Raw genomic sequence first — 13,882 nt, 5'->3', positions numbered from 1 at the left:
AGACCTGGAGAAACACCGGCAGTCATCGCTCCTCATAAGAGCTTTCGCACCCAGGCTGCTGGCGTTATCCTTGAATTCATCTTAATTGCCGTTGGGCGGCTAAAAACGACCTTGAACGCACCCATAGAACCTCATCGTTTCATCCTCGAGCCCTTCGAGGCTCGCCGCTTCGCCAATCTGTGCGGGCAGTTCGACGAGCATTTGCGCTTGATCGAGCAGCGCCTGGCGATCGAGATCCGCAACCGCGGCAATCAGTTCGAACTGATCGGCGAACCCAAGCACACCACCTCCGCGGAAAACCTCCTGCGCCGTCTCTACCGGGAAACCAAGGGTACCGAGCTATCGCCGGACCTGGTGCACCTGTTCCTCCAGGAATCCGCCGTGGAACAGCTCGACAATCCCTCGGTGGCCGACGCTGCTGTCGCCCTGCGCACCCGCAAGGGCATGATCCGGCCGCGCGGCCTGAACCAGCAGCGCTACGTCAAGGAAATCCTCGCCAACGACATCAACTTCGGCATCGGCCCGGCCGGTACCGGCAAGACCTACCTGGCGGTAGCCTGCGCGGTGGACGCCCTGGAGCGCGAACAAGTGCGGCGCATCCTGTTGGTGCGCCCGGCGGTGGAAGCCGGCGAAAAACTGGGTTTCCTGCCTGGCGACCTGGCACAGAAGATCGACCCGTACCTGCGTCCGCTGTACGACGCGCTGTATGAAATGCTCGGCTTCGAGCATGTGGCCAAGCTGATCGAGCGCCAGGTCATCGAGATCGCGCCCTTGGCCTACATGCGTGGCCGGACCTTGAACAACAGCTTCATCATCCTCGACGAAAGCCAGAACACCACCGTGGAACAGATGAAGATGTTCCTTACCCGGATCGGCTTCGGCTCCACGGCGGTGATCACCGGCGACATCACCCAGGTCGACCTGCCCAAGGGCACCAAGTCCGGCCTGGCCCACGTGATCAAGGTGCTGGGCGATGTCCCGGGCATCAGCTTCACGCACTTCATGCCCAAGGACGTGGTGCGCCACCCCCTGGTGCAGCGCATCGTCGAAGCCTACGAGCGCTTCGAGCAGCACAATGCCGACGAAGCCGCCAAGGCCGCCGCCGACAGGGGCAGCCGCCACGATGCTTGAGCTCGATCTGCAGCGCGCCAGCCAACAGCCGGCCCCCAGCGACCAACAGTTCCGCCAATGGTGCGAGCTGGCCCTGCGCCAGCGCACCGCCGACTCCGAACTGACCATCCGCCTAGTCGACGAAACCGAAGGCCGCGAGCTGAACCACACCTGGCGTCATAAAGATTACGCCACCAATGTGCTGTCATTTCCTGCGGAAGTGCCGGATGAGCTGCTGGACATCCCGCTGCTGGGAGACCTGGTGATCTGCATCCCGGTGGTCGAACGGGAAGCGGCCGAGCAAGGCAAGGCGCTCGAGGCCCACTGGGCCCACCTGGTGATTCACGGCTGCTTGCATCTGCTGGGCTACGACCATATAGATGACGACGAAGCCGAGGAAATGGAAGCCCTGGAACGTACATTGCTTGCAGAACTGGGTCATCCCGACCCTTATGCAGACGACGAAAGCTGAACAACACACTTGTAACAACCTAAGGATTCAGAGCAATCGCTATGAGCGAAGATCGATCGAGCAACGGGCAAAAGTCATGGCTGGGCAAACTGACCCAGGCTTTTGCCCATGAGCCGAAAAACCGCCAGGAGCTGCTGGAGCTGCTGCGCGAAGCCCATCAGAACAAATTGCTGGACAGCGAAGCGCTGGCCATCGTCGAAGGCGCCATCCAGGTCGCTGACCTGCAAGTCCGGGACATCATGGTCCCGCGCTCGCAGATGATCAGCATCAAGGCGACCCAGACCCCCCGGGAATTCCTGCCCGCAGTCATCGATTCCGCACATTCGCGTTATCCGGTGATCGGTGAAAGCCATGACGACGTGATGGGCGTCCTCCTGGCCAAGGATCTGTTGCCCCTGATCCTCAAGGAGAACGGCGACAGCTTCAATATCAAGGACCTGCTGCGCCCGGCCACCTTCGTGCCGGAGTCCAAGCGCCTGAACGTGCTGTTGCGCGAGTTCCGCGCCAACCATAACCACATGGCCATCGTCATCGACGAATACGGCGGTGTAGCGGGCCTGGTGACCATCGAGGACGTGCTGGAACAGATCGTCGGCGATATCGAGGACGAGCACGACGTCGAGGAAGACAGCTACATCAAGCCGCTGCCCAGTGGTGACTTCCTGATCAAGGCGCTGACGCCGATCGAGAACTTCAACCAGTTCTTCGACAGCGACTTCTCCGACGACGAGTTCGATACTGTCGGCGGGCTGGTGATGAGTGCGTTTGGCCACTTGCCAAAACGCAACGAAATCACTGAAATCGGTGCCTATCGCTTCCGCGTGCTCAATGCCGACAGCCGGCGGATCCACCTGCTGCGCCTGACCCCCGTCTCTCGCTGAGAACTGGACGTCTCGCCCCTCCCACTGGAACCTTGCCTGGCCGCCGACCGATCGGCAGCCGGCAAGGAGCCTGCGCAGGGGCCAGCGGCGAAGCGCTGCGTGATTCGACGCTCAGCTGAATCAACCCGAACAATCTCCTCGCGCCCTGCCCGGTGCGATACAGGAAAGAGCTGATGAAACGCTTCTTGCAGCGCTCGCTTCAACCCGGCTGGCCCGGCAACCTGGTGGCCGTCGCGGCTGGCGCCATCACCACCCTGGCCCTGGCCCCCTACGACATCTGGCCCCTGGCGTTGCTGGCCGTCGGCCTGTTCTACGCCGGCCTGCGGCAACTGACGCCGCGCCAGGCCCTGGGCCGGGGCTGGTGCTTCGGTTTCGGCCTGTTCGGCGCTGGCACCAGCTGGATCTACGTCAGCATCCACACCTACGGTGGCGCCTCGGTCCTGCTTGCAGGCTTGCTGATGCTGGCCTTCATCGCCGCCATCGCCTGGTTCTTCGCCCTGCCCGCGTGGCTCTGGGCCCGCTGGCTACGACGCAACGAAGCGCCACTGGCCGATGCCCTGGCGTTCGCCGCCCTGTGGCTGGGCCAGGAAGCCTTCCGAGGCTGGTTCCTCACCGGCTTCCCGTGGCTCTATTCCGGCTATAGCCAGCTGGACGGCCCCCTGGCCGGGCTCGCGCCGCTAGGCGGCATCTGGCTGATTTCCTTCGCCCTGGCCTTGACCGCTGCCCTGCTCTACAACCTGCCACGCCTGATCGGCAACGGTCGCAAGGGTTTCATCGCAGCAGGGCTGGTACTGCTGGCGGCCCCCTGGGTAGCCGGCCTGGCACTCAAGGGCCATGCCTGGACCAGCCCAGCGGGGGAGCCGCTGTCGGTTGCGGCCATCCAGGGCAATATCGAACAGAGCATGAAATGGGACCCCGCCCAACTCAATGCGCAACTGGGCCTGTACCGCGACATGAGCCTGGCCAGCAAGCGCGTGGACCTGCTGGTATGGCCGGAAACAGCGGTTCCAGTGCTCAAGGAGTCGGCCGAAGGCTATCTGTCGATGATGGGCAACTTCGCCGCCGATCGTCATTCCGCGCTGATCACCGGAGTACCGGTGCGCCAGCTGGTGCACCACGAGAAGCGCTACTTCAACGGCATCACCGTAACCGGCGAGGGCGACGGCACCTACCTGAAGCAGAAGCTGGTGCCCTTTGGCGAATATGTACCGCTACAGGACCTGCTGCGGGGCCTGATCGACTTCTTCGACCTGCCCATGTCCGACTTCGCCCGCGGCCCGGCCGACCAACCCTTGCTGCAAGCCAAGGGCTACCAGGTCGCGCCCTTCATTTGCTATGAGGTGGTCTACCCCGAGTTCGCCGCCAGTCTCTCGGCCCGCAGCGACCTGCTGCTGACCATCAGCAACGACACCTGGTTCGGCACGTCCATCGGCCCCCTGCAGCACCTGCAGATGGCCCAGATGCGCGCCCTGGAGGCCGGCCGCTGGATGATCCGCGCCACCAACAACGGCGTCACCGGACTGATCGACCCGTTCGGCAAGATCACCGTGCAGATCCCCCAGTTCGAGCGCGGCATCCTGTATGGCGAAGTAGTGCCCATGCACAACCTGACGCCCTACCTGCAATGGCGCTCCTGGCCTCTGGTAGTACTCTGCACCCTGCTGCTGGGCTGGGCACTGCTCGCCAGCCGGATCGCCAAGACCGTCTGAACCCCGCGCCGGCTCCCCCGGGAGCCGGCACTCAGCGATAGAACAAGCGATACCCCACCTGGCCCACCGCCTCATTTAGCAACTGCCCGCTCTGCCAGATGGACTTGAACTCCGGCATCCAGCCACCCAGCGGACGGGCGTTGTCCATCCCCAGGAACCCCACCGGCGCCGGCACCACCACGAATCCTGCACGTTCGAAGCTCCAGACCGAACGCGGCATGTGCCAGGCCTGGGTCACCACTACCACGCGCTTGATGCCCTTGGGCAACAGGACCTCGGCACTGAACTGCGCATTCTCCCAGGTGGTGCGGCTGCGATCTTCCTGCCAGCGCACCGTCACTCCGAAATCGTCGCGCAGTGAATCAGCCATCAACGCGGCCTCGCTTGGCGGCGTGCCGTAATGCAGGCCACCACTGGTCAGCACGGGCAGGCCGGAAGCCTTGGCCAGCCGGGCGGCATAGCGCTCGCGCTCCAGGCCCACGCCAGTGGGCTGGTCAGCGCCCCAAGCCGGATCGCCACGCTCGCGCCCCGACCCCAGGACCACAATGGCATCGGCCTGCTCGGCCAACCTGGCCCACTGTTCCTGTGGCAGGGGTGGCAATTGCTCGAGCCCACGGGCGCCCCACTCCACCATCACCGGCAAACTCATCAGCCAGAAACCACCCAGGCCGAGAAAGAAATAGCAGCGGGCGAGACGCGGCCTGGAACGACGCAACATCCAGGCGAATAGCAGCAACAGCAGGAGGATGCCGGGCGGCAGCAATAACTGTTTGATGAAATAGCGAAAAGGCATCGGACATCTCCAAAAAGATGCCCGAAGCCTAAAGGGATGGTTATCCGGCAACAACCGACGCCGGTGATTTTCGCTTTCGAGGTCCTCGGCAACGACCTCTTTCGCCCCGCTCCGGGGGCCTGGAACCTACTTGAACTGCCGAGACCGTACCTTCACCGAACCCCGGACGGGGGCCTTGTCCTTCAGCCAGATGATCTTGGCCGAACGAGACGCCTCCTGATGTTGCAGATTGCTCGATACATCGACCGGCATCTCACGCCGGTTATGGGCCAGGTAGGCCCGGATCAATTCCAGTTCGGCAGGGCTCAACCCCCGCAGCTCCAATTCGACGGAGCGTTCATCGCGCAGCCGATCTGCGGTTCTCGCTGCATCCAGGGCCAGAGCCAGTCGATTCAGCAGCCGCTCGTACACCTCCGGTCCCGTTGCCTTGCGCTGCAATTCAAGCATCCGTTCACCTCATAGAAGAATAAGACTCACTCCCCTTTTTGAGCTTAGCCGGGCAGCCGCAGGCCACGCGCCGCCGCGACCAACGGCCCTTGCGCGCAATCAGGGTTTCCCTAGGCAGAGCGCGGTCATGTATGCTACGGCGCTTCCTGTAACTCCACTTCCAGCTCCACCGGGAACTGCAAACGCCATGTTTGGCGCCGTCACTACCCGAGTTGCGTTGAAGAGGATTAGGCCACCCTTATCCAGTACATAAAGTAGCCATGCACGAACAATACCTGCCCCGTGATATAGAAGCCGCCGCCCAGTCCTTCTGGGATGAGCAAAAGTCGTTTGAAGTCAGCGAACAGCCAGGCAAGGACACTTACTACTGCCTATCGATGTTCCCGTACCCGAGCGGCAAGCTACACATGGGGCACGTGCGCAACTACACCATCGGCGACGTCATCTCCCGCTACCAGCGCATGCAAGGCAAGAACGTCCTGCAACCCATGGGTTGGGACGCCTTCGGCATGCCGGCGGAAAACGCCGCGATGAAGAACAACGTCGCACCGGCCAAGTGGACCTACGAAAACATCGCCTACATGAAGAGCCAGCTGCGTAGCCTGGGCCTGGCGGTGGACTGGTCGCGCGAGGTTACTACCTGCAAGCCGGACTACTACCGCTGGGAACAGTGGCTGTTCACTCGCCTGTTCGAGAAAGGCGTGATCTACCGCAAGAACGGCACCGTGAACTGGGACCCGGCGGACCAGACCGTACTGGCCAACGAACAGGTCATCGACGGCCGTGGCTGGCGCTCGGGCGCGCTGATCGAGAAGCGCGAAATCCCGATGTACTACTTCCGCATCACCGACTACGCCGACGAGCTGCTGGAAAGCCTCGACGAGCTGCCGGGCTGGCCCGAGCAGGTCAAGACCATGCAGCGCAACTGGATCGGCAAGTCCCGCGGCATGGAAGTGCAGTTCCCCTATGACCAGGCGAGCATCGGCCAGGCCGGCGCGCTGAAAGTCTTCACCACCCGTCCCGACACCCTGATGGGCGCCACCTACGTGGCCGTCGCCGCCGAACATCCGCTGGCGACCCAGGCCGCCCAGGGCGATGCAGCACTGCAGGCGTTCATCGACGAATGCAAGAGCGGCAGCGTCGCCGAGGCCGACATGGCCACCCAGGAGAAGAAGGGCATGCCCACTTCCCTGTTCGTCGAACACCCGCTGACCGGCGAGAAGCTGCCAGTGTGGGTCGCCAACTACGTGCTGATGCACTACGGCGATGGCGCGGTGATGGCCGTGCCGGCCCACGACGAGCGCGACTTCGAGTTCGCCCACAAGTACAACCTGCCGATGAAAGCCGTGGTGCGCACCAGCGCCGGCGATGAAGTCAGTGGCGAATGGCAGGCCGCCTATGGCGAACACGGCCAACTGATCAACTCCGGCGAGTTCGACGGCCTGGACTTCGCTGGCGCCTTCGACGCCATCGAAGCTGCGCTGATCCGCAAGGAACTGGGCAAGTCGCGCACCCAGTTCCGCCTGCGCGACTGGGGCATCAGCCGCCAGCGCTACTGGGGCTGCCCGATCCCGATCATCCATTGCCCATCCTGTGGCGATGTACCGGTGCCGGAAGACCAACTGCCGGTCAAGCTGCCCGAAGACGTGGTGCCCGACGGCGCCGGTTCGCCACTGGCGCGCATGCCGGAATTCTACGAGTGCACTTGCCCGAAATGCGGCACTGCGGCCAAGCGCGAAACCGACACCATGGACACCTTCGTCGAGTCGTCCTGGTACTTCGCCCGCTACGCCTCGCCGAACTACGAAGGTGGCATGGTCGATCCGAAAGCCGCCAACCACTGGCTGCCGGTGGACCAGTACATTGGCGGTATCGAACACGCGATCCTGCACCTGCTGTACGCGCGCTTCTTCCACAAGCTGATGCGCGATGAAGGCCTGGTCACCTCCAACGAGCCGTTCAAGAACCTGCTGACCCAGGGCATGGTGGTCGCCGAGACCTACTACCGTGTCGCCAGCAACGGCGGCAAGGACTGGTTCAACCCGGCTGACGTCGAAGTCGAGCGCGATGCCAAGGCCAAGATCATTGGCGCGCGCCTGAAGACCGACGGCCTGCCGGTGGAGATCGGCGGCACCGAGAAGATGTCGAAGTCGAAGAACAACGGCGTCGATCCACAATCGATGATCGAGCAGTACGGCGCCGATACCTGCCGCCTGTTCATGATGTTCGCCTCGCCGCCCGACATGAGCCTGGAATGGTCCGACTCCGGCGTCGAAGGTGCCAGCCGTTTCCTGCGCCGCGTCTGGCGCCTGGCCCAGGCTCACGTAGCCCAGGGCCTGCCGGGCAAACTGGATGTCACCACCCTGAGCGACGAGCAGAAGGTGATCCGCCGCGCCATCCACTCAGCCATCAAACAGGCCAGCACCGACGTGGGCCAGTTCCACAAGTTCAACACCGCCATCGCCCAAGTGATGACCGTGATGAACGTGCTGGAAAAAGCGCCACAAACCAGTGAACAGGACCGCGCCCTGTTGCAGGAGGGCCTGGAGGCCGTCACCTTGCTGCTGGCTCCGATCACTCCGCATATCAGCCATGAACTGTGGAACCAACTGGGCCATGACGGTGCAGTCATCGATGCCACCTGGCCGACCGTGGACGAAAGCGCCCTGGTGCAGGACAGCCTGCAACTGGTAGTGCAGGTCAACGGCAAGCTGCGTGGCCAGATCGAGATGCCAGCCAGCGCCAGCCGCGAGGAAGTCGAAGCCGCCGCCCGCAGCAACGAAAACGTACTGCGCTTCACCGAGGGGCTGACCATCCGCAAGGTCATCGTGGTACCGGGCAAACTGGTCAACATCGTCGCCAGCTAATTGGATCAGGCGTCCGGTGGGAACCGGGCGCCGAACAAGACCTTCAGGGCCACAGGGTTGGCCCATATGGTTTCAAGGGGAGCAATACATGATCAAACGTAACCTGCTGGTGATGGGCCTGGCTCTGGTATTGAGCGCCTGCGGCTTTCAACTGCGCGGTACTGGCACCCAGGAATTGAGCATCAAGGAACTCGACCTCAGCGCCCGGGACGCCTACGGCGCGACGGTGAAACTGCTGCAGCAACAACTGGAAAGCAGTGGTGTCCGCGTTCATGCCGGAGCGCCCTACAAGCTGGTCTTGCAGCGCGAGTCGAACTCCCAGCGCACCCTCAGCTACACCGGCGGCGGCAACTCTGCCGAGTATGAAATCAGCACCAAGCTGGAATATGAAATCCTGACCCATGACAACTTGCACCTGCTGAACGACAAGCTGGAGGTGCAGAAAGTCTTCGTTCATGACGGCAACAACATCACCGGCTCCGGTCAGGAATCGGCTCAGACCTATCAGGAAATGCGCCGCGACCTGGTCCAGCGCATGATAATCCGCCTGCAACTGCTGAGCCCGGAACAGCTGGCACAATTGCAGGCTACTGCCGAAGCCAAGGCCAAGGCCGATGCCGACGCCCTGGAAGCAGCACGCAAGGCCGAAGCCGAAACTCCGCAACAGTCCCCTATGGAACTTCCGAACCAGTAAGCCTTGTGGGGCGCTCCGGCGCCCCCCCCACCGACCCGCATCTATGAAACTCGCCCCCGCCCAACTCGGTAAACACCTGCAAGGTTCCCTCGCCCCGGTCTACGTGATCAGCGGCGACGATCCCCTGCTCTGCCAGGAAGCCGCCGATGCCATACGCATCGCGGCACGCCAGCAGGGCTACGACGAACGCCAGGTGTTCAGCGCCGATGCCAATTTCGACTGGGGCAGCCTGTTGCTGGCTGGCGCCAGCATGTCGCTCTTCGCGCAGAAGCGCCTGCTGGAACTGCGCCTGCCTTCGGGCAAGCCCGGGGACAAAGGTGCTGCTGCCCTGATCGAATACTGCTCGCGCCCGGCCGAAGACACCGTGCTGTTGATCAGCCTGCCCAAGCTCGACGGTAGCGCGCAGAAAACCAAATGGGGCAAGGCCCTGGTGGAAGGCGCCCAGACCCAGTTCGTGCAGATCTGGCCAGTGGACGCCAACCAGCTGCCACAGTGGATTCGCCAGCGCCTGTCCCAGGCCGGGATGTCCGCCAACCAGGACGCCGTGGAGCTGATCGCGGCTCGGGTCGAGGGCAATCTGCTGGCTGCCGCCCAGGAAATCGAAAAGCTCAAGTTGATGGCCGAGGGAGGACAGGTCACTGTCGAAACGGTACAGGCGGCCGTGGCCGACAGTGCCCGCTTCGACGTATTCGGCCTGGTCGACGCCATCCTCAACGGGGAAGCGGCGCATGCCTTGCGCATGCTCGAAGGGCTCAAGGGCGAAGGGGTCGAGCCTCCGGTGATCCTCTGGGCCCTGTCCCGGGAGCTACGGCTACTGGCCAACCTGGCCCAGCAATTCGGCCAGGGAATCCCCTTGGACAAGGTTTTCAGCCAAGCCCGCCCGCCTGTCTGGGACAAGCGCAAGCCGCTGATGAGCAAGGCCCTGCAACGCTATTCCGCCCAGCGCTGGAGCCAATTGCTGCTGGATGCCCAGCCTATCGACGCACAGATCAAGGGCCAGGCCAGCGGTTCCGCCTGGAGCAGCCTGAGCCGCCTGTCACTGCTGATGGCCGGCCAACGCCTGCCCCTGCCTGCCGAGTAAGTCCGCAATACGGGAAAAGATCATGGGTACTGGACAGCAGTGCCCAGCTGGCCGATGATGCGCGCCGTTGCACCTCTCCCCATAAAGCGAGTATCGAGCATGAGCAAGCCATCCAAGCATGGCCCCAACAAGGCCAAATCCATCATTGCCCAGCCACTGTTCCGTTGCCGCCAGGAACGCCCGGCCAAGGGCAAAGGCAGCTACCGCCGCGAAGCCTTCCAGTCCAAAAGCTGGGAGGCTTCTTACTTTCTGGCCGCCTGAAGCCCTGGACCCCACAGGCATGATAAGGTCTGCACCTGATTGTCATTCTCTCTGGACCTGTGCATGCCCTTTTGTATTTCCCGTCGTTGGCACCTACGCCAACTGATCGCTGCCTCCAGCCTGATTCTGCTCGTCGCCTGCGCGGAAAAGCCCACCGCCGCCGACGCCCAACCGTTGCCCGCCCTCCAGTCGGCCCCCATTGCCGCACCAGCGACCGTCGCCCCCCTGGTGGTCGATAACCTGGATATCCAACCGACCCAGAGCTTCGAACAGTGGCTGAGTGCCTTTCGCGCTGAAGCGCTGAATGCCGGTATCCGTGCCGATGTGTTCGACCGCGCCTTCGCCGGCGTCACTCCGGACATGAGCGTGATCAAGGCCGATCGCAGCCAGCCAGAGTTCACCCGCCCGGTATGGGAATACCTGGACGGCGCCCTATCCCCCATACGCGTACGCAAGGGCCAGGCCCTGCTGAACCAGTATGGCGATATCCTGCAACGTATCGAACAGCGCTACGGCGTGGATCGCCAGGCGCTCGTGGCCGTCTGGGGTATGGAAAGCAACTTCGGCGATTTCCAGGGCAACAAGTCGGTGATCCGCTCGCTGGCGACCCTGGCCTATGAGGGCCGACGCCCGGCCTTCGCCAACAGCCAGCTGATCGCCGCATTGCAGATCATCCAGCATGGCGATATCCAGCCCGAGAAGATGCTCGGTTCCTGGGCCGGGGCCATGGGCCAGACCCAGTTCATCCCGACCACCTACAACACCCATGCCGTGGATTTCGACGGTGACGGCCGCCGGGATATCTGGAACAGCCCGGCCGATGCCCTGGCCTCGACGGCGCACTACCTGCAAAGCTCGGGCTGGCAGAAAGGCCAGCCCTGGGGCCTGGAAGTCCAGCTCAACAGTGGTTTCGACTACGCCCTGGCCGATGCCAGCACGCGCAAGAGCGTGGCCGAGTGGATGCGCCTGGGGATGAATCCAGCCAACGGCAAGGCATTGCCCTACGGCTCCGAGCAACTGTCCGCGTCCCTGCTGCTGCCAGCGGGTTATCGGGGGCCGGCGTTCCTGATCCTGGATAACTTCCGGGCCGTGCTCAAATACAACAATTCCTCATCCTATGCGTTGGCGGTGAACCTGTTATCCGAGCGTTTCAGCGGTGCCGGACTGATCAGCGGCGACTGGCCCAAGGACGAACTGCCCTTGAGTCGCAGCGAACGTATCGACCTGCAGACCCAGCTCAACGCCAACAACTACGATGCCGGCAACCCCGACGGCATCATCGGCGCCAACACCCGCAAGGCCATCCGCAGCGCCCAGCAGACCCTGGGTTGGCCGGCGGACGGCTACCCGACCCGCAAGCTGCTGGACAGCCTGCGCAGTCGTTGAGCCGCAATTCGCAACAGGAAAGCTCGCTGTTCCGCCAGCCGGTTATTTGAAGACTACATCCTGGGCCAGGGTCAGCTCCCTGGCTCCGGCATCCAGCCTGACCAGCGCCCCCATGGGCAAGGTCAGGTTGGGGTCGCAATGACCGCTGCGCCAGCCGGCCAGCACCGGAATCCGCAACGGCTCGAAGGTGCGCTTGAGCAAGTCACATAGCGCAGTGAAATCCACTCCGGCCACATCCCCCACCAACACACCCCGCAACTTGTCGAGCTTGCCCGCCAGCCGCAGGTGATTGAGCAGGCGATCGATGCGATACAGCGGTTCGTTGACGTCCTCGATGAACAAGATGATGCCGTCGGCGACGATGTCATAGGGCGTGCCCAGGGTGCTGGCGATGATCGACAGGTTCCCCCCCAGCAGCGCGCCCTGTGCGATACCTGGCTCGACGGTGGTCAAGGGAAATGCCACGGGATGGGGCAACGGGCTGCCGGCCCTGACCTGCCCGCGCAACAGATTGAAGAACGACGCCTCAGTGGGAGCCTGCTTGGCTGCCAGCAGGTCGGCGTTGAGCAAAGGTCCGTGAAAACTCACGAACCCGGCATAACGATTGATCGCCAGATGCAAAGCGGTGATGTCGCTGTAGCCGACGAAGGGCTTGGGATTGCGCCGCAACAGGTCGAAGTCGATCTTGTCCAGCAATCGAGGACTGCCATAGCCCCCGCGCAAGCACAGGATGGCGTCCACCTCGGAATCGGCGAAAGCGTCATGCAGGTCTTGCAGACGCACCTCATCACTGCCGGCCAGATAGCCGTCCTGCTGCCCCACCCCGGGGAAGATGCGCAAGTCGTAACCCCTGGAGCGCATCCACTGGAAGGCCTTGGCGGTGTCCAGCGCGGCCGGGCCGGCCGGAGCGATAAGACCGATGACGCCTTCGGCCGCCAGCGCCGGCACGGGCAGGTGGGCATGGAGGGCGGCGGTCGGTTGGATGGGCATACGGATTCTCCCTGTGCGAATTCACTGGAGCACAGTAGCCATGAATGCCGCGAAACAGAAGGGGGAAATAGTCCGCGAGGAGCACAAAGCCCAAGGGCAGGCGATGGGACTCGAGGGAGTCGGCGGGAACGCCCGCAGGAGCCAGCTCCTGCGGGCTTGGTGAATCAGGAAACCAGACCTTCCTTGGCCAGCTTCGCTTGTTCGTCGGCGTGGTACGAGGAACGTACCAGCGGGCCGGAGGCCACGTTCTTGAAGCCCATCCGGTAGCCTTCCTCGGCGAACCAGGCGAAGGTGTCCGGATGCACGAAACGCTGCACCGGCAGGTGGTTACGCGACGGCTGCAGGTACTGGCCAAGGGTCAGCATGTCGATGTCATGCTCGCGCATGCGCTTCATCACTTCGATGACTTCGTCGTCGGTCTCACCCAGGCCCAGCATCAAGCCGGATTTTGTCGGCACATGGGGTACCAGCTGCTTGAACTTCTGCAGCAGGGTCAGCGACCACTGGTAGTCGGAACCCGGGCGGGCGGCCTTGTACAGGCGTGGCACGGTTTCCAGGTTGTGGTTGAACACGTCCGGTGGAGTCGCCGCGGTGATTTCCAGGGCAATGTCCATGCGGCCACGGTAGTCGGGAACCAGGGTTTCCAACTGTACGTTCGGCGAGAGCTTGCGGATTTCACGGATGCAATCGGCAAAGTGCTGGGCGCCACCGTCGCGCAGGTCGTCGCGGTCCACCGAGGTGATCACCACGTACTTCAGGCGCAGGTCGGCGATGGCCACCGCCAGGTTCATCGGCTCATCCACGTCCAGGGGCTTGGGACGACCATGGCCCACGTCGCAGAACGGGCAACGGCGGGTGCAGATGTCGCCCATGATCATGAAGGTCGCGGTGCCGCCGGAGAAGCACTCGCCCAGGTTCGGGCAGGAAGCCTCTTCGCAGACGCTATGCAGCTTGTGCTTGCGCAGCAGTTGCTTGATCCGGTCGACTTCCGGGGATACCGGGATACGTACGCGGATCCAGTCGGGCTTCTTCGGCAGCTCGGTGGTCGGGATGATCTTCACCGGGATACGCGCGACCTTTTCCGCACCGCGCAACTTGACGCCGGTTTCAACTTTCGCGCGGGCTGGCCGCTCAGAAACATCCAGCGTCGGGATCAGGGTTTGAACAGCGTCTTGTTGCGCAGTAGTCATA

13 protein-coding genes are annotated in these 13,882 nt (G+C 63.1%); 9 read left to right on the top strand and 4 right to left on the bottom strand.

Going from position 1 to position 13,882, the window contains the following annotated elements:
* Nucleotides 1-111 precede the first annotated feature (111 nt).
* The 4 genes from AC3WK8_RS14750 to lnt all read left to right on the top strand — a co-directional run bounded on the left by AC3WK8_RS14750 (nt 112) and on the right by lnt (nt 4,172).
* Nucleotides 112-1,131 carry a PhoH family protein gene (locus AC3WK8_RS14750; protein WP_103327037.1) on the top strand — a complete coding sequence of 340 codons (1,020 nt, stop codon included), beginning with the start codon at nt 112-114 and terminating at the stop codon, nt 1,129-1,131.
* Nucleotides 1,124-1,582: an rRNA maturation RNase YbeY gene (gene ybeY / locus AC3WK8_RS14745; protein WP_103327039.1), complete on the top strand. Its 459-nt coding sequence runs from the start codon at nt 1,124-1,126 to the stop codon at nt 1,580-1,582. Before AC3WK8_RS14750 ends, ybeY begins: the two co-directional genes overlap by 8 nt.
* Nucleotides 1,583-1,623: 41 nt before the next feature.
* Complete coding sequence (locus tag AC3WK8_RS14740; RefSeq protein ID WP_022641189.1) at nt 1,624-2,463, top strand: CorC family transporter; 840 nt, start codon at nt 1,624-1,626, stop codon at nt 2,461-2,463.
* Nucleotides 2,464-2,636: 173 nt separating this feature from the next.
* Nucleotides 2,637-4,172, top strand: a complete 1,536-nt coding sequence (lnt, locus tag AC3WK8_RS14735) for an apolipoprotein N-acyltransferase (RefSeq protein WP_404942592.1) — start codon at nt 2,637-2,639, stop codon at nt 4,170-4,172.
* A gap of 31 nt (nt 4,173-4,203) precedes the next feature.
* Here the strand turns inward: lnt and AC3WK8_RS14730 are convergent, their stop codons facing one another.
* Nucleotides 4,204-4,965, bottom strand: coding sequence for a YdcF family protein (locus AC3WK8_RS14730; RefSeq protein WP_103327040.1), 762 nt, complete (start codon nt 4,963-4,965; stop codon nt 4,204-4,206).
* A 126-nt stretch (nt 4,966-5,091) separates the two neighbouring features.
* Nucleotides 5,092-5,412, bottom strand: coding sequence for a hypothetical protein (locus AC3WK8_RS14725; protein ID WP_103327043.1), 321 nt, complete (start codon nt 5,410-5,412; stop codon nt 5,092-5,094).
* A gap of 260 nt (nt 5,413-5,672) precedes the next feature.
* On the opposite strand from AC3WK8_RS14725, the gene leuS reads away from it, so the two are divergent.
* From leuS to AC3WK8_RS14700, 5 genes are all read left to right on the top strand, one after another.
* Nucleotides 5,673-8,279, top strand: coding sequence for a leucine--tRNA ligase (gene leuS, locus AC3WK8_RS14720; protein WP_085596966.1), 2,607 nt, complete (start codon nt 5,673-5,675; stop codon nt 8,277-8,279).
* An 88-nt stretch (nt 8,280-8,367) separates the two neighbouring features.
* A complete protein-coding gene (locus AC3WK8_RS14715) occupies nt 8,368-8,973 on the top strand; it encodes an LPS-assembly lipoprotein LptE (RefSeq protein WP_022641194.1) in 606 nt (201 codons plus the stop codon).
* A 43-nt stretch (nt 8,974-9,016) separates the two neighbouring features.
* A complete protein-coding gene (gene holA / locus AC3WK8_RS14710) occupies nt 9,017-10,054 on the top strand; it encodes a DNA polymerase III subunit delta (RefSeq protein WP_103325141.1) in 1,038 nt (345 codons plus the stop codon).
* Nucleotides 10,055-10,153: 99 nt separating this feature from the next.
* Nucleotides 10,154-10,315, top strand: a complete 162-nt coding sequence (gene arfA, locus AC3WK8_RS14705) for an alternative ribosome rescue factor ArfA (protein WP_103325142.1) — start codon at nt 10,154-10,156, stop codon at nt 10,313-10,315.
* Between the two features lie 63 nt (nt 10,316-10,378).
* Entirely contained in the window at nt 10,379-11,701 is a 1,323-nt protein-coding gene (locus AC3WK8_RS14700) for a lytic murein transglycosylase (RefSeq protein ID WP_103325143.1), read from the top strand.
* A 42-nt stretch (nt 11,702-11,743) separates the two neighbouring features.
* Here the strand turns inward: AC3WK8_RS14700 and AC3WK8_RS14695 are convergent, their stop codons facing one another.
* Nucleotides 11,744-12,691, bottom strand: a complete 948-nt coding sequence (locus AC3WK8_RS14695) for a S66 peptidase family protein (protein WP_022641198.1) — start codon at nt 12,689-12,691, stop codon at nt 11,744-11,746.
* 164 nt (nt 12,692-12,855) lie between these two features.
* The gene (lipA, locus tag AC3WK8_RS14690) at nt 12,856-13,881 is read right to left on the bottom strand and encodes a lipoyl synthase (protein ID WP_022641199.1); all 1,026 of its coding nucleotides are present in this window, start codon (nt 13,879-13,881) and stop codon (nt 12,856-12,858) included.
* Nucleotide 13,882 lies beyond the last annotated feature (1 nt).

This window comes from Pseudomonas sp. FW507-12TSA, assembly GCF_058781435.1.
This window is presented reverse-complemented; position numbering and strand designations above follow the sequence as displayed.

Excerpts from the sequence above, each read along its gene's own strand:
- ybeY (WP_103327039.1), top strand. The coding sequence starts at position 1,124 with ATGCTTGAGCTCGATCTGCAGCGCGCCAGCCAACAGCCGGCCCCCAGC.
- AC3WK8_RS14740 (WP_022641189.1), top strand. The coding sequence starts at position 1,624 with ATGAGCGAAGATCGATCGAGCAACGGGCAAAAGTCATGGCTGGGCAAA.
- lnt (WP_404942592.1), top strand. The coding sequence starts at position 2,637 with ATGAAACGCTTCTTGCAGCGCTCGCTTCAACCCGGCTGGCCCGGCAAC.
- AC3WK8_RS14730 (WP_103327040.1), bottom strand. The coding sequence starts at position 4,965 with ATGCCTTTTCGCTATTTCATCAAACAGTTATTGCTGCCGCCCGGCATC.
- AC3WK8_RS14725 (WP_103327043.1), bottom strand. The coding sequence starts at position 5,412 with ATGCTTGAATTGCAGCGCAAGGCAACGGGACCGGAGGTGTACGAGCGG.
- leuS (WP_085596966.1), top strand. The coding sequence starts at position 5,673 with ATGCACGAACAATACCTGCCCCGTGATATAGAAGCCGCCGCCCAGTCC.
- AC3WK8_RS14715 (WP_022641194.1), top strand. The coding sequence starts at position 8,368 with ATGATCAAACGTAACCTGCTGGTGATGGGCCTGGCTCTGGTATTGAGC.
- holA (WP_103325141.1), top strand. The coding sequence starts at position 9,017 with ATGAAACTCGCCCCCGCCCAACTCGGTAAACACCTGCAAGGTTCCCTC.
- arfA (WP_103325142.1), top strand. The coding sequence starts at position 10,154 with ATGAGCAAGCCATCCAAGCATGGCCCCAACAAGGCCAAATCCATCATT.
- AC3WK8_RS14700 (WP_103325143.1), top strand. The coding sequence starts at position 10,379 with ATGCCCTTTTGTATTTCCCGTCGTTGGCACCTACGCCAACTGATCGCT.
- AC3WK8_RS14695 (WP_022641198.1), bottom strand. The coding sequence starts at position 12,691 with ATGCCCATCCAACCGACCGCCGCCCTCCATGCCCACCTGCCCGTGCCG.
- lipA (WP_022641199.1), bottom strand. The coding sequence starts at position 13,881 with ATGACTACTGCGCAACAAGACGCTGTTCAAACCCTGATCCCGACGCTG.